Annotated in this window: 19 protein-coding genes; 9 read left to right on the top strand and 10 right to left on the bottom strand. The window is 66.0% G+C overall.

Annotation, left to right across the window (positions count from 1 at the left end; all coding sequences use genetic code 11):
- The first annotated feature begins 92 nt into the window (after positions 1 to 92).
- From P2G67_RS06630 to P2G67_RS06650, 5 genes are all read left to right on the top strand, one after another.
- The gene (locus P2G67_RS06630) at positions 93 to 638 is read left to right on the top strand and encodes a hypothetical protein (RefSeq protein WP_275821276.1); all 546 of its coding nucleotides are present in this window, start codon (positions 93 to 95) and stop codon (positions 636 to 638) included.
- A 192-nt stretch (positions 639 to 830) separates the two neighbouring features.
- On the top strand, positions 831 to 1892 hold the full coding sequence (locus P2G67_RS06635; RefSeq protein ID WP_322099651.1) for an ABC transporter substrate-binding protein: 1062 nt from the start codon (positions 831 to 833) through the stop codon (positions 1890 to 1892).
- A gap of 84 nt (positions 1893 to 1976) precedes the next feature.
- The gene (locus tag P2G67_RS06640) at positions 1977 to 3224 is read left to right on the top strand and encodes an ABC transporter permease (protein ID WP_275821278.1); all 1248 of its coding nucleotides are present in this window, start codon (positions 1977 to 1979) and stop codon (positions 3222 to 3224) included.
- Positions 3224 to 4048 (top strand): ABC transporter permease, encoded by an 825-nt coding sequence (locus P2G67_RS06645; RefSeq protein ID WP_275821280.1) that lies wholly within the window; start codon positions 3224 to 3226, stop codon positions 4046 to 4048. The genes P2G67_RS06640 and P2G67_RS06645 overlap by 1 nt, the downstream gene beginning before the upstream one ends.
- A 187-nt stretch (positions 4049 to 4235) precedes the next feature.
- Positions 4236 to 4733 (top strand): PRC-barrel domain-containing protein, encoded by a 498-nt coding sequence (locus P2G67_RS06650; RefSeq protein ID WP_275821282.1) that lies wholly within the window; start codon positions 4236 to 4238, stop codon positions 4731 to 4733.
- On the opposite strand, the gene truA is transcribed toward P2G67_RS06650, so the two are convergent.
- Both truA and fmt read right to left on the bottom strand, forming a co-directional pair.
- Positions 4706 to 5464 carry a tRNA pseudouridine(38-40) synthase TruA gene (truA, locus tag P2G67_RS06655; RefSeq protein WP_275821284.1) on the bottom strand — a complete coding sequence of 253 codons (759 nt, stop codon included), beginning with the start codon at positions 5462 to 5464 and terminating at the stop codon, positions 4706 to 4708. The genes P2G67_RS06650 and truA overlap by 28 nt on opposite strands.
- Complete coding sequence (gene fmt, locus P2G67_RS06660) at positions 5461 to 6384, bottom strand: methionyl-tRNA formyltransferase (RefSeq protein ID WP_275821286.1); 924 nt, start codon at positions 6382 to 6384, stop codon at positions 5461 to 5463. The genes truA and fmt overlap by 4 nt, the downstream gene beginning before the upstream one ends.
- A gap of 279 nt (positions 6385 to 6663) precedes the next feature.
- Here fmt and P2G67_RS06665 point away from each other — a divergent pair, with 279 nt between their 5' ends.
- Together P2G67_RS06665 and P2G67_RS06670 are read left to right on the top strand one after the other, a co-directional pair.
- Entirely contained in the window at positions 6664 to 6894 is a 231-nt protein-coding gene (locus tag P2G67_RS06665; RefSeq protein ID WP_275821288.1) for a hypothetical protein, read from the top strand.
- Positions 6895 to 6926: 32 nt separating this feature from the next.
- A complete protein-coding gene (locus tag P2G67_RS06670) occupies positions 6927 to 7445 on the top strand; it encodes a Fic family protein (protein WP_275821290.1) in 519 nt (172 codons plus the stop codon).
- A gap of 152 nt (positions 7446 to 7597) precedes the next feature.
- Here P2G67_RS06670 and def read toward each other — a convergent pair whose 3' ends face one another.
- The 8 genes from def to P2G67_RS06710 form a co-directional block, all read right to left on the bottom strand.
- Positions 7598 to 8134: a peptide deformylase gene (def, locus tag P2G67_RS06675; protein WP_275821292.1), complete on the bottom strand. Its 537-nt coding sequence runs from the start codon at positions 8132 to 8134 to the stop codon at positions 7598 to 7600.
- A gap of 122 nt (positions 8135 to 8256) precedes the next feature.
- Positions 8257 to 9495, bottom strand: coding sequence for a multidrug effflux MFS transporter (locus P2G67_RS06680; protein ID WP_275821295.1), 1239 nt, complete (start codon positions 9493 to 9495; stop codon positions 8257 to 8259).
- Positions 9496 to 9626: 131 nt separating this feature from the next.
- Positions 9627 to 10970 (bottom strand): O-acetylhomoserine aminocarboxypropyltransferase, encoded by a 1344-nt coding sequence (locus P2G67_RS06685; RefSeq protein WP_275821296.1) that lies wholly within the window; start codon positions 10968 to 10970, stop codon positions 9627 to 9629.
- Positions 10967 to 11467: a CoA-binding protein gene (locus P2G67_RS06690; protein ID WP_275821298.1), complete on the bottom strand. Its 501-nt coding sequence runs from the start codon at positions 11465 to 11467 to the stop codon at positions 10967 to 10969. Before P2G67_RS06690 ends, P2G67_RS06685 begins: the two co-directional genes overlap by 4 nt.
- A gap of 54 nt (positions 11468 to 11521) precedes the next feature.
- Positions 11522 to 12022: an MmcB family DNA repair protein gene (locus P2G67_RS06695; protein WP_275821300.1), complete on the bottom strand. Its 501-nt coding sequence runs from the start codon at positions 12020 to 12022 to the stop codon at positions 11522 to 11524.
- Positions 12022 to 13398, bottom strand: a complete 1377-nt coding sequence (locus P2G67_RS06700; protein ID WP_275821302.1) for an MFS transporter — start codon at positions 13396 to 13398, stop codon at positions 12022 to 12024. The genes P2G67_RS06695 and P2G67_RS06700 overlap by 1 nt, the downstream gene beginning before the upstream one ends.
- 68 nt (positions 13399 to 13466) lie before the next feature.
- Complete coding sequence (locus P2G67_RS06705) at positions 13467 to 14156, bottom strand: response regulator transcription factor (RefSeq protein ID WP_275821304.1); 690 nt, start codon at positions 14154 to 14156, stop codon at positions 13467 to 13469.
- Positions 14157 to 14188: 32 nt separating this feature from the next.
- Complete coding sequence (locus tag P2G67_RS06710; RefSeq protein WP_275821306.1) at positions 14189 to 15058, bottom strand: alpha/beta hydrolase; 870 nt, start codon at positions 15056 to 15058, stop codon at positions 14189 to 14191.
- A gap of 138 nt (positions 15059 to 15196) precedes the next feature.
- Here P2G67_RS06710 and ribA point away from each other — a divergent pair, with 138 nt between their 5' ends.
- Positions 15197 to 16306, top strand: a complete 1110-nt coding sequence (gene ribA / locus P2G67_RS06715; protein ID WP_275821308.1) for a GTP cyclohydrolase II — start codon at positions 15197 to 15199, stop codon at positions 16304 to 16306.
- Positions 16307 to 16491: 185 nt separating this feature from the next.
- A complete protein-coding gene (locus tag P2G67_RS06720) occupies positions 16492 to 18105 on the top strand; it encodes a trimethylamine methyltransferase family protein (RefSeq protein WP_275821310.1) in 1614 nt (537 codons plus the stop codon).
- Positions 18106 to 18160 lie beyond the last annotated feature (55 nt).

Genomic DNA, 18160 nt, shown 5'->3' on the forward strand with positions numbered 1-18160 from the left:
TGGACAGCCCATCCGCTTCGCACTATCTTGAAGGCTGTCCGGGATACCCCATCCACCGGACCAACAGGGCGGGAGCCGGGAGTCACTCAGTCATGTATCGCGACAACAGCCTGATGCCGAGCGAGGCGATCCGCCTGCTCGCCCTGGGGATCCTCACCGAAGGCGAGCGCTCCTATGCCGATCTTGCTTCGGCCGTTCGCCATTTCACCGAGCGCCTCGTGGGCCCGTCGCTGGACCTGATGGCCCAACCACTGGAACTCCTCAAGGTGGAAGGGCTGATCGAAGCCGTGGATGGGCGCGGCCTGGCGGACAATGCGCATTTGCGCATTACTGCGGCCGGGGAGGACGCGCTGCAGACGCTGCTGCGCGCCAATCTGCGCTCGCAGATCAACGACCTCAACAAGCTGATCATCGCCTTGAAGGTGCGCTTTCTGCACCTGCTGCCGGAGGCGGAGCAGCGTAATCAGGCCGAAATGATGGTTGAGCTCTTCGAGCGTGATCTGGCCCGCCTGCTCGACCTGCGCCAGCACCACGCTCGTGAGGCTGGCGCCCTGACAACCTGGCTCGACCTGGAAGTGGCGCAAACGCGCGCACGCCTGGCATGGTTCGAGGCGCTGGCGACGGGCGCGCAAACCTGACTGGACCAGCCGCCGCGGGCGATCTGCACCCGGCAGTGTAGCCAGAAGCGTCACACACGGCCGCGCCGCGCGGGCCTGTGATTTTCGCAACATGTCCGTGGACATAGCTGCGTCGCACGATAATATTTCGCGCCCAGCCCAGCCGGGCTGTGAAGGCAAGAATGCCGCGAACACGTTCAGGGAGCCCCGATGATGTTCAAGACCACCCCGCGTATCCTTACGCTCGGCGCGACGGCGCTGGGACTCGGCCTGGCCATGGCCGTGCCCGGGAACGCCGAAGCGCGCGATTTCACCGTCACCTCCTGGGGCGGCAACTATCAGGATGCCCAGCGCGAGATCTATTTCGAGCCCTACAAGGAAGAGACCGGCAATCCTCTGCTCGAGGATGTGTGGAACGGCGGCGTGGGCGCCATTCGTGCCAAGGTCGAAGGCGGCGCATCCGACTGGGACGTGGTGCAGGTCGAGACCGAAGAGCTGGTGATCGGCTGCGAGGAAGGCCTCTACGAACTGCTCGATTGGGATGAGTTGGGCCTGTCTGGCAAGCTGATCCCGGGTGCCGAGCATGAGTGCGGCGCAGGCACCATCGTCTGGTCCACTGCACTGGCCTACGACGGCGACCGCCTGGATGAAGGCCCCGAGGGTTGGGAAGACTTCTGGGACCTGGAAGCCTTCCCGGGCAAGCGCGGTCTGCGCCGTGGTCCGCAGTATGCGCTCGAGTTCGCCCTGCAGGCGGACGGCGTGCCGGTGGACGAAGTCTATGATGTGCTGGCCACCGATGAAGGCGTCGATCGTGCCTTCGCCAAGCTCGACGAGATCAAGGACGAGATCGTCTGGTGGGAAGCGGGCGCACAGCCGCTGCAGCTGCTGGCCGCCGGCGAGGTGATCATGACCACCGCCTATAACGGCCGTGTGACCGGCGCCAACAAGACCGATGGCCGTAACTTCAAGGTCGTCTTCCCGGGCAGCCTCTATTCCATCGACTACTGGGTGATCCTCACCGGCAGCCCGCATTTCGAACAGGCGCACGAGTTCATCAAGTTCGCCAGTGAGCCGGAGCGTCAGGCCCTGCTGCCGAACTATGTGGCCTATGGTGTGACCCATGTGGACGCGGCGGAGAGCATTTCTGAAGAGGATCTGCCGGATCTGCCGACCGCTCCGGACAACCTCGCCGTCACCGCCCAGCTCGACACCGAGTTCTGGGTCGACAACATCGAGCGTCTGACCGAGCGCTTCAATTCCTGGATCGCGCAGTAACGCGTTCTTCCTGACGCCGCCCGCCTTGCCAGAGTATAGCTGCTCGAGGGCGGGCGGCTTCCCCTTTCGGAGCATTTCCGGGGCATGACCGTTTCGACCGCCACAGCGCTTACCGGCAGCGATCTGAAGCGCCGGCTGCGCCGTGCCGAATGGCGCGGGCGGCTGCGTGCCATCGCTCTTGTGGTGCCACTGCTTCTCTTCCTGATTTTCTTCTTCATCGTGCCGATTGCGCGCATGATGTGGCTGAGCGTTGACAACAGCGAACTGCCCTCGACCCTGCCGCGCTTTGCCGAAGAGATTCAGCAGTGGGATCCGACCGAGACGCCGCTGCCCGATGAATCCGTTCTGGCGCTTTTCGCCGAGGAATTGCGCGCGGCGGCCGAGGCACGCGATCTCGCGGGCGTGGCCCGCCGGCTCAACACCGAAGTTCCCGGCTTTCGCACCACAATCATGGGCACGGCCCGTCGCTTGCCGGACAGTCCGGAAGGCAGCTGGTCGGAAACCCTGATCGGCATCAACGAGGATTGGGCGGAGGCGGAAACCTGGCTGCTGCTGCGCCGTGCTTCCACGACGGTGACACCCTACTACCTGCTCGCCTCGATGGATCTGCGCATGGGAGCCGAGGGCGGCGTTGAAGCGGCGCCTCGCGACCAGGCAATCTATCGCGACATCTTTGCGCGCACCTTCACGATCGCCGTGGGCGTGACGCTGCTCTGCCTGCTGCTGGGCTATCCCCTGGCCTACAAGCTTGCGAACCTGCCGGCACGCATCAGCAATCTGCTGTTGATCCTCGTGCTGCTGCCCTTCTGGACCTCCTTGCTGGTGCGCACGACCTCCTGGATCGTGTTGCTGCAGCGCGAGGGGCCGATCAATCAGGCGCTGCAGGGCGCCGGAATGATCCAAGATCCGCTGCAGCTCATCTACAACCGCTTCGGCGTTTATGTCGCCATGACCCACATCCTGCTGCCCTTCATGGTGCTGCCGCTCTATTCGGTGATGCGCGGGATCAATCCGGCGCTGCCGCGCGCAGCGACCGGCCTGGGCGCGCATCCTTTTACGGCCTTCAGGCGCGTTTACCTGCCGCTGACGACGCCGGGCATCGGCGCCGGCTGCCTTTTGGTCTTCATTCTGTCCATTGGCTACTACATCACGCCGGCCCTGGTGGGCGGGGCCAATGACCAGATGGTGAGCTGGTTCATCGCCTTCTTCACCAACCAAACGGTCAACTGGGGCATGGCCTCGGCGCTGGGGTCGCTGCTGCTGGTGGCGGTGCTGATCATCTATTGGCTCTACATCCGCCTGGTGGGCGTTGAACGCATGAGGCTCGGCTGATGGCGTTGCCGCAGACCTACACCCGCGAACAGCGGATCTGGCACTGGACCCACTGGGGCATCGTGGTGGCGGTGTTGCTGTTTTTGGTCCTGCCGATCCTGGTGATCGTGCCGCTGTCCTTCTCCGCCGGCTCCTTCCTGTCCTTCCCGCTGCCGGGCCTTTCTCTGCAGTGGTACCAGGAGCTCTTCTCGTCCGATCCCTGGCAGCTGTCCTTCCGTAACTCCATTGTGGTGGCGGTGGCGACCACGCTGCTTGCTACCTTCCTCGGCACCCTGGCGGCCATGGGCCTGAACCGGGCCGACTTCCCGGCCAAGAGCGCGGTGATGGCGCTGCTGATCTCGCCGATGGTGGTGCCCATCGTCATTGTCGGTGTCGGTATCTACTTTTTCTATGCGCCCCTGGGCCTGACCGGCAGCCTGCTGGGCCTCACCCTGGCGCATACCGTGCTGGCGGTGCCCTTCGTGGTCATCACCGTCAGCGCCACCCTGGCCGGCTTCGACTATAATCTGGTTCGCGCCGCCGCCAGCCTGGGCGCGCCGCCGGTCTTGACCTTCCGCAAGGTTGTGCTGCCGACCATTGCCCCGGGTGTGGTCTCCGGTGCCATTTTTGCCTTCGTCACCTCCTTTGATGAAGTGGTGGTGGCGCTCTTTCTCACCGGCCCGGGAGAGCGCACGCTGCCGCGGCAGATGTTCGTGGGCATCCGTGAGAACATCTCGCCGGTGATTGCGGCGGCGGCTACACTGCTGATTCTTCTGTCGATCCTGCTGATGGCGACCACGGAGCTGCTGCGGCGCCGCTCGGCCCGCCTGCAGGGGCGCGAGTAAGCTTTATGCTTTTCCCGCATAGCTGATCTGTGGCCGGTCGCATAATCGACTCTTGCTCCTTCGGCCTTTACTGGCAGTAGATGTCCTGCTGGCAGGGGCTTGCCGGATCGGTCCGCAGCGCGGATACGGTGCCCTTCCAAGCGAGCAACTCTTTCCGGCGACGGCGTTCAAGTAGGAGCAGCCTTACGTGCGCACGCGATTACGCACCGTTTTGCCCCTTGCGGCCTTGATGTTCGGCGGGTCCAGCGCGACCGCGCCCGGTCAGGCCGCGACGGCATCTTCAACCGCGCAGCTTCCGGCGGTGGCCGGGGCGGCGCCGGGTGACCTTGCCGGCAGCTTCGATCTCACCGGAGAGCTGGCCAAGCTCCGGCCGCTGGCAGGCAACTATGCCGATGCCGAGCTGCCGGAGGATCTGCAGCCCACCGCCCTTATCGGTGCGTCCATCGCCGATGTGCAGGGCAACCGCCTGGCGCGTATCCGCGACCTGCTGGCCGATCAGCGCGGCAAGGTCATGGCCGTGCTCGCGGCAACCGGGGGCTTTCTTGGCCTGTGGGAGCGGCGGGTGGCCGTGCCCATCGAGGAGCTGCTCCTGGAGCGCAAGGAGGGCGACGACTATCTCTCCGCGCTCAGCGAAGACGAACTGGCTGAACTGCCGGACTACGAGCCGCCGGCTTCGTCGGGATAGACCACAGCCGTCAAGTAAAGTCCTTCCGGTGGCGCCGTCGCGCCGGCCAGGCGGCGATCTCGGGCTTCCAGCACGCGCGTGACGTCTTCCGGAGTCCAGCGTCCCAGGCCCACCAGCTTGAGACTGCCCACCAGGTTGCGCACCTGATGGTGCAGGAAGGAGCGGGCGGCCGCCTCGATGCGGATCTCGTCGCCCACGCGCATCACCTCCAGCCGATCCAGCGTCTTGACCGGGGAAGCCGCCTGGCAGGCCGTGGCGCGGAAGGAGGTGAAGTCATGCCGGCCGAGCAGCCGCTGGGCGCCGGCCTGCATCGCCTCCGCGTCGAGCGGCTGCGGCACCCACCAGACGCGCCCGCGGTCGAGCACCGGTAAGCTGCGCCGGTTCAGGATGCGATAGAGATAGCGCCGCCCAATGGCGGAAAAGCGGGCATGAAAACCGGGTGCTGCGGGCCGGGCTTCCAGGATGGCCACCGGCTGTGGCTTGAGGTGGAAGTTGACCGCGTTGCGCAGCGTATCGGCCGTTGTTTCCCGCGCCAGGTCCAGGTGCGCCACCTGTCCTGTGGCATGGACGCCGGAATCCGTGCGCCCCGCCGCCTGCACCAGCACACATTCGCCGCTGAAGGCGGTGACGGCCTCTTCCAGCGCCGCCTGCACCGACGGGGCGGTTTCCTGTCTCTGCCAGCCGGCAAAGGCACCGCCGTCGTACTCTAGCACCAGGCGCCAGCGGGTCACGAAAGCTGCGTTCCCGGCGCAATCGCAAAGCCGCGCAGCAGCGCATCTGCATCCATGGGCGCGCGGCCGGGGCGCTGCAGCCGGGTCAGGCGCAGCGCGCCTTCGCCACAGGCCACGGTCAGCCGATCATCCAGCACCTGGCCCGGCACGCCCTGGCCATCCACCGCTGCGGCTTCCAGCACCTTGATGCGCTCGCCATCGACGTCGAACCAGGCGCCGGGCCAGGGCGTGAAGGCGCGCACCTGTCGGGCCAGCGCTTCGGCCGGGCGGCTCCAGTCGAGCTGTGCTTCCTCCCGGCGGAGCTTCTCTGCGTAGGTGACGCCGTCCTCCGGCTGGGGCTGCGGCTGCAGCCGACCGGCGGCCAGTTCAGCCAGACCCTCGACAAGCGCCGCGGCGCCGAGTTCGGCCAAGCGGTCGTGCAGGCTTGCGCCCGTGTCCCTTTCGGTGATGGCCAGGCTTCTGCTCAGCAGCATGGGGCCGGTGTCCAGTCCCTCGTCCATCTGCATGATGGTGACACCGGTTTCGCGATCGCCGGCGAGGATGGCGCGCTGGATCGGCGCCGCGCCGCGCCAGCGTGGCAGCAGCGAGGCGTGGACATTGATGCAGCCCAGCCGCGGCGCTTCCAGAATGGCTTTCGGCAGGATGAGTCCGTAGGCCACCACGATCGCCGCATCGAGATCGAGGGCGGCGAAGTCCGCCTGCTCTTGCCCGTCGCGCAGACTGAGCGGCGTGCGCACCGGCCAGCCGCGTTCCTCCGCCAGGCGCTGGACCGGGGAGGGGCGCAGCTTGTGCCCGCGGCCCGCGGGGCGCGGCGGCTGACTATAGACGCAGGCGATCTCGTGTCCCGCCTCGGCCAAGGCGGCGAGGCAGGGCACGGCGAAATCCGGCGTGCCGAGAAAGGCGAGGCGAAGCGCTGTCATGAATTGATGGTTAGCATGCGCAGGGCCGTTTCACAGCCCCGCTGGGATTCGGTTGGGGAGAGGCAATGCACACCAGCACCATTCAGCAGAACGCTGTCGGAAAGTCGACCTATTGATCAATCGCTTTAGTTGTCGCATTCACCGAAGCATGAACGCCGAGAAGGCAGCGCTCTTGTGGTCGGGATCAAGGATGCCTTTGTGGCGCTGAGAAAGCACTCAGTTATCGAAGGGGCACATCCTGAGTCTTGAGGCCGCGGCGAAAATTAAGGGAGATGCCGAATGTCGATGTTTGATGATCTTGGCTTCCAATGGGACAGGTCGACAGTACCGATTCCCGTTCCGACTCATTCGAGGGATCGGGTCTGTTTCCGCTTCCACAAGATGCTGCCTGAGTTCGTGTGGGACGCCTCGGTGCTTGAAGGTAACCCCTTCACCTTTCCGGAGGTAAAGACGCTGCTGGATGGCGTAACCGTTGGCGGGCCAAGCTTTCCGATCAGGAACAAATCCTGAATCTTGCGGAAAGCTCCAAACGTCTGCTGGTGATGGTTAAGAACGGGGAGTTCTCGCTCTCCAAGCCGATATTCACCGAACTGAATGGCATCGTCGCCCGCAAGGAGGAAGCCTTGGAATGGGGCGTTTTCCGTGGTGAAGGTCAGGAGAAGAACTACACGCCGGATGTGAGCCTTGGTGAGCATGGGCACTACACCCCGTTGCCAACACTGCCTGGTGCGCCGGAACTGAACCGGGTGTTCAATGCAGGCGTTGCCGATCTGCAAGCCTGCGAAGCGTTCGAGCGGGCGACAGCCTTCTTCCTGTTCGGAGCCTTGCAGCAGTTCTTCTTCGACGGAAACAAGCGCACATCGCGTTTCATGATGAATGGCGTCCTGATGTCGCACGGTATCGATGCGATCAGCGTTCCCGCCGCCAAGACGCAGGAGTTCAACGAAAAGATGGTGCGCTTCTATCTCTCGAAAGACGCGACAGAAATGATGAAATTCCTCGCGGGCTGCCACCCGGAAGCGGAGGCGATTCTGCCGCCGCCCGAGGAAGATGGAAACTAACACACTCAGAAAAGCCCGAATCAAGTTCGGGGCGGAGGCTTCAACACTTACTGCATGATACCTTGTTTAGGGCCCGCGCAGATTCACCCGATCTACTTGGATCGCAAAGCGACGCCAGTAGATCACGATCTGCGCTAAGCAGATCAATCACCTCAGGAGGCGGCGGCGTAGGCGGGGAACTGCTCGCTTTTGCGCGCCTTGGTGAGCTTGCGCAGGATCATGTTGCGCTTCAGGGAGCTCAGGTGGTCGACGAAGAGCGTGCCGTTGAGGTGGTCGATCTCGTGCTGGATGCAGGTGGCGAGCAGGCCGTCGGCCTCCATCTCGCGGATCTCGTTGTCCTGGTCGATGAAGCGCACACGAACCTGCTTCGGCCGTTCGACCTCGGCATAGTGCTCTGGCAGCGACAGGCAGCCCTCGTCGTAGGTGCCGAGCTCTTCCGAATGCCAAAGGATCTCCGGATTGGCCATGCGCAGCGGCTGCGCCTCCTCCTCGTCTGGGGAGACGTCGACCACGATGACCCGCTCAAGTACGCCCACCTGCGGTGCGGCCAGCCCGATGCCCGGTGCGGCGTACATGGTCTCGAGCATGTCATCCATCAGCTGGCGGATGCGCGCGTCGACCTTCTCCACGGACTTGGCCCGACGCTTGAGGCGCGGATCGGGCGCGGTGAGGATGGGAAGCTTGGCCATAGGAGAAAACTTTCGTCGCAGAGAGTTAGGTGTACAGGGGTGGTTGCACAGGGGCAATGTGTCCGGAGCTGCCCGGAAGCTCACTTATCCTGCGGTTTAGCTATGTCGCAAAGGCCACTGCGTCAAGATTGCTCGGGCGCGTGAGGGCGTCGACGGGTTGGGCGCACGAGCAGCAGGAAGACGCCCAAGGCCAGCAGGGCCCAGCCCAGGTTGATCACCGCCATGAAGTCAGTCCAATGCTCCTGGACCAAGCCCACCAACTGGGCCGACCCGGCACCCAGGCCCATCTGCAGGAAGCCGGCCAAGCCCGAAGCCGCCCCGGCCATGGCGGGATAGACGCTGACTGAGCCAGCCAGGCCGTTCGCGATGCTCATGCCGTTGCCGAGCGACACCAGGAACATGGGCAGGAAGAGGGTCCAGGGCGAGAGCAGGCCGCCGAGAGCGAAGGTGGCTATGAGGCCGACGCCCACCAGGGCCAGGAGGGTGCCTGTCAGAATCATCCGGTCCACGCCCAGGCGCTGCGAATAGCGACCGGAGGCGAAGTTGCCGAGGAAGTAGCCGAAGGAGACCAGGATGAACCAGAGGCCATAGCCGAAGGGTGTCAGACCCAGCACCTCGATTGTCAGATAGGGCGCGCCCGCCAAAAAGGAGAAGAAGACCGCCGAGGTGAAGGCGGTGGGCAGGGCGTAGCCGAGATAGCGTGGGCTCTGCAGCAATCGCCCGAAGCCTAGGATCATGGCCAAACCGCCGCCGTCACTGCTGCGATGATGGTTGGTCTCGTGCAGCCAGCGCATCGCCGCAAGAAGAGCTGCCAAGCCCACGGCGGCCACGAGGTAGAAGCTGGCCTGCCAGCCAAAATGCACGTCGAGCAGACCGCCGATGGAGGGCGCCATCATCGGGGCTGCGACCCAGGCCATGGTGATGTAGCCGATGACACTGGCGGCTTTGTCCCGCCCGTAGAGATCGCGCACAATGGCGCGCGAGAGCACCAGGCCGGAACAGCCGCCCACCGCCTGCAGGATGCGGGCGATGATCAGGTATTCGAGCGGCGGTGCCAGGGCACAGACGAAGCTGGCCACCACGAAGAGCGCCATGCCGCCGAGCAGCAAGGGACGTCGGCCGAAACGATCAGATAGCGGGCCGTAGAAAAGCTGACTGACCGCCAGCCCCACCAGATAGAGCGTGAAGGTGAGCTGGATCGTGCCGTAGTCGACCTCGTAGAAGCGTGCGAGGCCGGGGATCGAAGGCACGAAGATGTTGAGCGCAAAGGGGCCGATGGCGCTGACCGCCACCAGGATGGCAATCGGCGGCTTGGGACGGTCAATGGCGGTGGGTGGCGTGGCCTCGGCTGCGGCGGTCATGCGTCTCGTTTCTGGCTGTTGCGTCAGCGGCACTGACTTATTCAAGGTAGCCTGCCCGACAACCAGGTCAAATCGCAGCAGCCATGCAGCGAGCGCAAGAGGGCGCCTCTCACTTCGCCTGCGTTCTCGCCCTATACCGCTGCGCGCCGTGCCGCCAGCGCGGCGGTCTCCAGGCCCTGGCTCAGGTCCGCGATCAGATCTTCCACCGTCTCCAGGCCGATCGAAAGCCGGATCACCTCCTCGCCGGCGCCGGCGGCCTGGCGCTGTTCCTCGGAGAGTTGGCGATGGGTGGTGGAGGCCGGGTGCAGGATCAGCGAGCGGGTGTCGCCCACGTTGGCCAGATGGCTGAAGAGATTGACCTCCTCCACCAGCCGCACTCCGGCGGCATAGCCGTCCTTGAGCCCGAAGGTGAAGACCGAGCCCGCCCCGCGCGGCAGATATTTGTTGGCCAGGGCGTGATAGGGGTTGTCCGGCAATCCGGAGTAGGACACCCAGGCCACCGCCTCCTGCTCGGCCAAGAAAGCCGCGACCTTGAGCGCGTTGCTGCAGTGCCGCTCCATGCGCAGCGCCAGGGTTTCCGTGCCCAGCAGGGTGAGGAAGGCGTGCTGCGGCGCCATGGTGGTGCCCAGGTCGCGCAGGCCCACGGCATGGGCGTGGGTGGTGAAGGCCAGATCGCCGAAGGTCTCATGGAAGGCGAGGCCGTGGTAGGCGGGTTCCGGCGCGTTCAGGCCGCGGAAGCGCTCCCCCGCCGCCGTCCAGTCGAAACCGCCGGAATCGATCACGGCGCCGCCCATGGCGGTACCGTTGCCGGAGAGGAACTTGGTGGTGGAGTGCACCACCAGATCCGCGCCCCACTCGATGGGCCGGCAGAGCCAGGGGCTGGCCAACGTGTTGTCGACGATGAGCGGGATGCCCGCCTCTTTGGCGATGGCGGCCAGGGCTTCCAGGTCGCTCACCACCCCGCCGGGATTGGCCAGGGACTCGACGAAGATGGCCTTGGTCTTGGGCGTGAGCGCGCGACGCACCGCTTCCGGCTCCTCCACATCGACGAAGCTGACATGCCAGTCGAACTTGCGGAAGGTCTTGCCGAACTGCGTGATCGAGCCGCCATAGAGCCGGGTGGAGGCGATGAAGTGGTCGCCGGGCTCCATGAAGGCGAAGAAGGTCAGCAGCTGCGCGGCGTGCCCCGAGGCCGTGCAGGTGGCGCCGCGCCCGCCCTCCAGGCTCGCCAGCCGCTCCTCCAGCACTGCCGTGGTCGGGTTGGTGAGGCGCGAGTAGATGAAGCCGAAGGTCTGCAGGTTGAACAGGCTGGCCGCGTGCTCTGCGTCATGGAAGGCGTAGGAGGTGTTCTGAAAGATCGGCGTCTGGCGCGCCCCGGTCACCGGTTCCGGCTGGGCGCCGGCGTGGATCATGCGCGTTTCGAAACCGTAGCTGTCCGGCGCCTGATCACCCTCGCGTTTCGCGTTCCTGCTCATGCCAGCCTCACCCTGCGCCGCTTGGCGGTGATCACCTTGGTGTCAAAGCCGCCCCAGGCCAGCTCGGCGTTGAGGCGCCCGAACTCGATCTTGGGGCAGCGGTCCATGACCACCTTCATGCCCGCCGCTTCGGCACGGGCCGCGGCTGCGTCATCGCGCACGCCGAGCTGCATCCAGATCACCTCGATCCCCTTCTCCGTCTGCAGTGAAATGGCCTCGTCCACGATGCCGCCCGCCGCGTCCGAGGCGCGGAAGATGTCGACCATCTCGAAGCCCTCGGGAATCTCCGCCAATGAGGCATAAACCCTTTCGCCCAGAATCTCGCCTCCGGCTTGGCCCGGATTGACCGGAATGACCCGGTAGCCCTTCTCCTGCAGGTACTTCATGGCGAAGTGACTGGGACGGTTCCACTTGGCGCTGGCGCCGACCATGGCAATGGTCCGCACGGACCGCAGGATGGAGAGGATGTAGGCGTTGGAATAGCTGTCGTGCTGCATGCGCTAGCCTATAGCAGTTGCGGCTTCAGCCGTCATCGCTTCGCCGTCAGGGACTCACTTTGACCCAGTCTGGGGACCGATCCAAGGGGAGCCAAGAGGGTCTGCCCCGCCGCGCGGGTCGAGCAGGCGACCGAGGCGCAGGCTGGCGGTGCGGGCAAAGCGCAGCGTAATGGCCTTGCGTCGGGCCGGTGGAAGAGGCCGTCGTGCCGGCATGCGCAGCACCTCCGCCATCCAGGCATCGGCCACGATCAGCCCGCACTCGGTCGGCAGGATCTCCTGCGGAAACTCGGGCGGCACGGCGAAGAGCAGCCTTTCGCACCAGTCGAGATACTCTGGCCACTTGCCGTCACTGCGAAAGTCGGCGAGGGAGGATTTCACCTCGACTGCAAGCAGTTCCCCGTCGCGGCCGAGCGCCATCACGTCGATGCGCCGGCCGCTGGTCAGGGTGAACTCCGTCAGGCTGGCGTAGCCCATGTCCTCCAGCAGGCGGCTGACGCCCCGGGCCAGCCGCTGTGCCTTCTCTCGTCCGTCCGGCAGCGGGTTGCCGTCCTGCATCACGTCTCCTTCGGCCTCTTCTCCTCGTCCAGCGGCTGCTCATTGCCCTCGGGTCCCTCTTCGGCCGGCGGCTGCTCGTCCTCCGGGGCATCCGGCAGGTCGTCTTCCAGGATCGTCGCAGCGGCCTGTTCCTCCGCTGCTTCGGGGGTGGTGGTTTCACTGCGCGGGTCGAGCTCGAAGACCATTGCCGAGGTGCGCGGCTCCATGAGTACGAAGTTTTCGCGCTCGTCGGCAGGAATTGGGGCGCGCTGGCGGATGCGGTGGATCACGAAGAGGGCAAAAAGGAAATGCGCGGCAGCCGTGGCCGCAAAGAGCCCGGAAGGGCCGAGCCAGGACATGGCCGAGGCGGCGAGAAGCGGCCCTGCCACCGCGCCGGCGGCATAGGTCAGCAGCAGTCCGGCGGAGGCTTCCACCGCATCTTCCGGCGCGATGAAGTCATTGGCATGCGCGATGCAAAGCGCATAGGCGGATAGCGTAAAGGCGCCAAAGAACCCGGCGAGCACCAGCAGCGGTATTGGCAGGTGCGCGCTTTGAAACAGACCAAGCCCTGCCAATCCGGCCGCCAGGCAAGCGCCCAAGATGACAAGGCGCCGGTCGATCTTGTCCGAGAGCCGCCCCAGGGGCCATTGGGCCAGAGCTCCGGCAAAGACGGCCACCGCCATGAAGGTGGAGACTGCTTCCGGCCCCTCGCCCAGGGCGGTGACGTAGGCGGGGGCGACCGTCCAGAACGCGCCGCTGGTCATGCCCACGGTGAAGCATCCGATAATCCCCACGGGGGAAAGGTGATAGAGGTGGCGCAGCCTCAGGCGCACCGCCACCGGGGGCACCGGCGCCGCGGCGCGAGTGAGGGCGATGGGCACCACCGCGAGCGTCATCAGCACGGCGACCAGGCTGAAAAGCGCCGGGCCGGCGGGGGAGTCCAGCTGGAGCAGGAGCTGACCGCCGGTCATCGCACTGAGATTGATCACAATGTAGACCGAGAGCACCGTGCCGCGAGAGGCGTTGTCCACCGACTGGTTCAGCCAGGACTCGATCACGGTGTAGAGGCCGGCCAGGCAGAGGCCCGCCACGATACGCAGGGCCGCCCAGGGGTAGGGCAGGGGGAAGAGCGCGTGCACCAGGGGGACGGCCACCACCAAAGCCGCCAGGGCGGCGAAGGTGCGAATGTGTCCCACGCGTTGGATCAGGTGCGGACCTAGGACGCAGCCAAAACCGAAGCCGAGAAAGTAGAGTGAGCCCAGCAGACCGATGACGGGCGTGGAGAAGGCCTCCAACTGCGCGCGCACCGGCAGCAGAGTTCCCAGCAGGCCGTTGCCCAGCAACAGCAGGGCAACGGAAACGAGCAGCGCGAATACCGGTGCAAGCGTACGGCCCATGGTCCACTCCGGGGAGGCTGGCGCTCCTCTTGGCTGGCGGAAGCGGGGGCGTCAAGTATCGGCTTGCGTCAGGGGATCAAACGATAGCCACCGCCCTCGGTCAGCAACAGAGTCGCAGCCGAGGGGTTCTCCTCCATTTTTTGCCGTAGCCGATAGATGTGCGTCTCCAGCGTGTGGGTGGTGACCGCGGCGTTGTAGCCCCAGACCTCGCCCAGCAATGTTTCACGGGAAACAGCGCGCTCTCCGGCGCGGTAGAGGTAGCGCAGAATCTGGCTTTCCTTTTCCGTCAGACGCATTTGCTCGCCGCTTTCGCGATGCTGGAGCAGCTTGTCGGTGGGCCGGAATAGGAAGCGGCCGATCACCAGTTCGGCATTCTCGCTGTTGTCATAGGCGCGCAGTTGGGCCCGCAGCCGGGCCAGAAGCTGACTGAGCTTGAAGGGCTTCTCGACATAGTCGTTCGCGCCAGCTTCGAGGTGCGGCGCAGGCGACTCCCCCCGCCTGACCAGGAGCAGGATCGGAGCCTTGAAGCCCTGGCGCCGCAGCTGGCGGCAGACATCGGCCTGATCGTTGCCGCCTAACCCGGTCGATAGCAACAGGGCATCGAAGGACCGCGCTTCCAAAAGCGCCAGGGCCTCGGCGACACGGGCGGCTTCAGTGATTTGAAAGCCGTCGTGCGTGCCCAGCTGCTCGCCGAGCAGACCGCGCAGCGCGGCATCCTCATCCACGAGCAGAAGCTGACGCGGGATCTGGGTGGCCATGGTGGGCGCGGAGCCGGGCTGCTGCTAGCGTGTCACCGCAGGCGCCCGTCGCGCAGCAGGGGCAGCAGGGCTTGGCGCAGCGGCTGCTCGTCCTGCAGCAGGGCATCGACCACGTCGAAGTGGTGACGGTCCGCGATCTCCATCGCCTGGACCGGGTTGTCCGCGCCCCAGGCTTCGGCCAGCTCGCGCTGCTGTGCGTGAAACTCGTCCGGCTCTGTCGAGCCCACGGCGAGCAGGGTTGGCAATGAACGCGGCGGGCGCTGGTGCTGCGGGCTGAACTCGCGCACCTCCGCCTCGGAGATCTGCAGCACCGGCTGGTGATAGCTCTGGCGGATCGGCTCCAGCTGGTAGACGCCGGAGATTGAGCAGCAGCCGGCGATCAGGGTCTGCGGCAGGCCCTGGGCCGACCAGTCGGTCGCCGCCGCCATGGTTGCGAGGTGGCCGCCGGCAGAGTGGCCCGAGACCACCAGGCGATCCGGGTCGAAGCCCAGCGTTGCGGCTTGGCCGTGCAGCCAGGCCAGGGCCCGGCGCACTTGAGCCACCATGGTCTCAACGCGGGTCTCGGGTGCGAGGCTGTAGTTGATGGAAGCGAAGGCGATTCCTTCGCGGGTGAAGGCCGGGGCGAAATAGCTGTAGTGGGCCTTGTCGAGGCTCTGCCAATAGCCGCCGTGGATGAAGGCAAAGAGCGGGGCGTCGGGATTGTCCGCCGGGAAGAAGTCGAGCTTCTCGCCCGGGCTGTCGCCATAGGCCAGGTCGAAGCGATGGGGGACGCTGTCGCGAACCGCGCGGCTGTCGGTCTCCCAGCGCTGGAAGATCTCCGGATGCTCCGGGGTGCGGACCCGAAGGTTGAGCTGCTCATCCAGCGCCGCACGGTCGTAGCCGCGCCACACAGTGTTTCCCATCGCTTGACGACTCCTTTGGCAATTCCGCTTGCGCGTTTCGGCGCCTCCCCCACTTGACGCAGAGGTGCAATTTGAGCATGGGCGCATGATCGTGGCCAGCGTGACACGCCGCGAGCGAAATCGTAAAGTCCGGACGTGATGAAGAAAGCTCTTGTCGACCCCAATCCCACCGCGCCATCGGCCATGGATGAGCGGGACTTGGCCATGGTGGAGCGGGCGATCGCGGAGCTGCGCAGCGGCCGGCCGCTACGCTTCGTCCCGCAGGCCGGGCAGCCGTGGCTCCTGGCGCCGCTGGAAGGCTTCGATCCGTCTATGCTCGCCCAAGCGACCGCAGCCGGTGAGAGCCCGCTAGTGCTGCTCACCGCGACCCGCGCGCGCCACCTGGGGCTGGACCCGCAGGGTGAGCGCGTCGTGGCGCTGTCGGCGCGTGAAATGGGCGCGGATGATCTGGCCGCGCTGGCCAATCCGCTGCATCGACCGCAGCGCGCCGTCGCGGAGTGGCCGGTCTCGCTGCGTCCGCCCGAAGGGGCCGAGGCGATGCTGGAGCTGCTGAAGGCTGGGCGGCTGTTGCCCGCGGCCCTGGTGTCGCCGGACTCGCAAGACGCAGAGTGCCTGAGCGTCGAGGAGGCTGCGGTTCGGCGTTTCCGGGAGGAGGCCGGTGCCCGCCTCACCCAGGTGGCCGAGGCTGCCGTGCCTCTGCTCGACGCCGAAGGCACGCGCATCGTCGCCTTCCGTCCGGCGGACGGCGGGCGCGAGCACTTGGCCATCCTGGTGGGTCAGCCCGACCTTTCGGGACCGGTGCTCACCCGGCTGCACTCCGAATGCTTCACCGGTGACCTGCTGCGCTCGCTGCGCTGTGACTGTGGCGACCAGCTTCGCGGCGCCATCGACCTGATGGAGCGGGAGGGCGGCGGCATCCTGCTCTATTTGGCGCAGGAAGGCCGGGGCATTGGCCTGGTCAACAAGCTGCGGGCCTATGCACTGCAGGACCGCGGCGCCGATACCCTGGATGCCAATGAGCAGCTCGGCTTCGATGCCGATGAGCGGGTCTACCGCCCGGCAGCCGAGATGCTGCGCCAGCTCGGTGTGGCGCAGGTGCGGCTGCTGACCAACAACCCGCTCAAGGTCGAAGCCTTGGCTGCCAGCGGCGTGACGGTGGTGGAACGGGTGCCGCACAGCTTCCCGGCCAATGGCCACAACGAAGACTATCTGGACACCAAGGCCCGCCGTTTCGGACATCTTCTGTAGGCGCTTCTGTAGGCGCCGTTCCACCAGCATTGGGAGCGCACGGCCGGCAAGGCGCGGATGCGGTCATGGCTGTCGCAGAAACGCAAGCCCGGCCGCTGCTGTCGGCGGAAAAGGAGGCAGGCCGGTGGACGGACCCGTATCGGTCCCCCGCCAGTGACATTCTCCTTTTCACGGAGCGGACGGCGATGACCGATCAGAGTCTCGTTGCAAACTCCGGCGCGGACCACCCCGCCGGAGCCAAAAGTGCAACCACGAACGAGGAAGGGCGTGGGGGCCGCAGGGGCCGCGGCGGGGCGGAAACGCGCCGGGCGGCACGCCGCGGCGGCGCGCGTGAGCAGCTCGGGCAGATCCTGCGCAAGATCCCCTGCTTCGAGGTCATGAACGTCGAGGCCTTGGAGATCATCGAGCACAATGCGGATACGGTGTTGGAGGAGGTGGGGCTGGAATTCCGCGGCGATGCGGAGGCGCTGCAGCTCTGGAAGGACGCCGGCTGCGACGTGCAGGGCGAGCGGGTGCACTTCCCGCGCGGACTCTGTCGCGAGCTTGTGACGGAAAACGCTCCCCAGAGCTTCACGCAGCACGCGCGCAACCCGGAACGCTCGGTGCAGATCGGCGGCGATGCCACGGTCTTTGCGCCGGTCTATGGCCCGCCCTTCGTCAGCGACCTCGACCAGGGCCGGCGCTATGGCACCATCGCCGACTTCCAGAACTTCGTGAAGCTTGCCTACATGGCGCCGGCGATGCACCACTCCGGCGGCACGGTCTGCGAGCCGGTGGACGTACCGGTGAACAAGCGCCACCTGGACATGCTCTATGCCCACATGCGCTACAGCGACAAGGCCTTCATGGGCTCGGTGACGGCGCCGGAGCGGGCCGAGGATGCGGTGGCCATGGCCAAGATCCTCTTCGGCGAGGACTTCGTGCGCGACAACACGGTGATGATCTCCCTGATCAACGCCAACTCCCCCATGGTCTGGGACGACACCATGGTGGGGGCGCTCAAGGTCTATGCCCGCAACAACCAGGCGGTGATCTGCACGCCCTTCATTCTGGCCGGCGCCATGGCGCCCTGCACCGTGGCCGGCACCATGACCCAGACCCTGGCGGAATCCCTGGCCGGCATGGCGCTGGCGCAGCTGGTACGGCCCGGCGCGCCGGTGGTGCTGGGCTCCTTCGCCAGCTCCATGTCCATGCAGTCCGGGGCGCCGACCTTTGGCACGCCGGAGCCGGCCATGGTGCTCTACGGTATGGGCCAGCTCGCCCGGCGGCTTGGCGTGCCCTTCCGCTCCGGCGGTGGGCTCTGCGGCTCCAAGGCGGTGGATGCCCAGTCTGCCTATGAGACGGCCAACACCCTGCTGCCCACCCTTCTGGGCGGCGTGAACTTCGTGCTGCACGGCGCAGGCTGGCTGGAGGGCGGCCTCGTCTCCTCCTACGAGAAGTTCATGCTCGACGCCGATCAGCTCACGATGCTGCAAGCGATGGCCAATGGCGTGGATATGAGCGAGAACGGCCAGGCGATGGACGCCATCCGCGAGGTCGGGCCGGGCAAGCACTTCCTGGGCTGCAGCCACACCCAGGCCAACTTCCAGACCGCTTTCTGGCGCTCCTCGCTCGCAGACAACAACTCCTATGAACAGTGGGAAAGCGAAGGCGGCCTGAACGCCGCCCAGCGGGCCAACAAGCAGTGGAAGGACTGGCTGGCGGCCTACGAGGCACCGGCGATCGATCCGGGTGTGGACGAGGCCCTGCTGGCCTTCATCGCTGAGAAGAAGGCCGCCGTGCCCGACGCCTTCACCTGAGAGATGAAGCGGCGCCGCGGGCCAGATTGAAAGCCCCCGCGGCGCCGCTTCTTTG

Origin of the sequence: Aquibaculum arenosum (assembly GCF_029222965.1) — a bacterium.
GTDB lineage: Bacteria > Pseudomonadota > Alphaproteobacteria > Kiloniellales > DSM-21159 > Aquibaculum > Aquibaculum arenosum.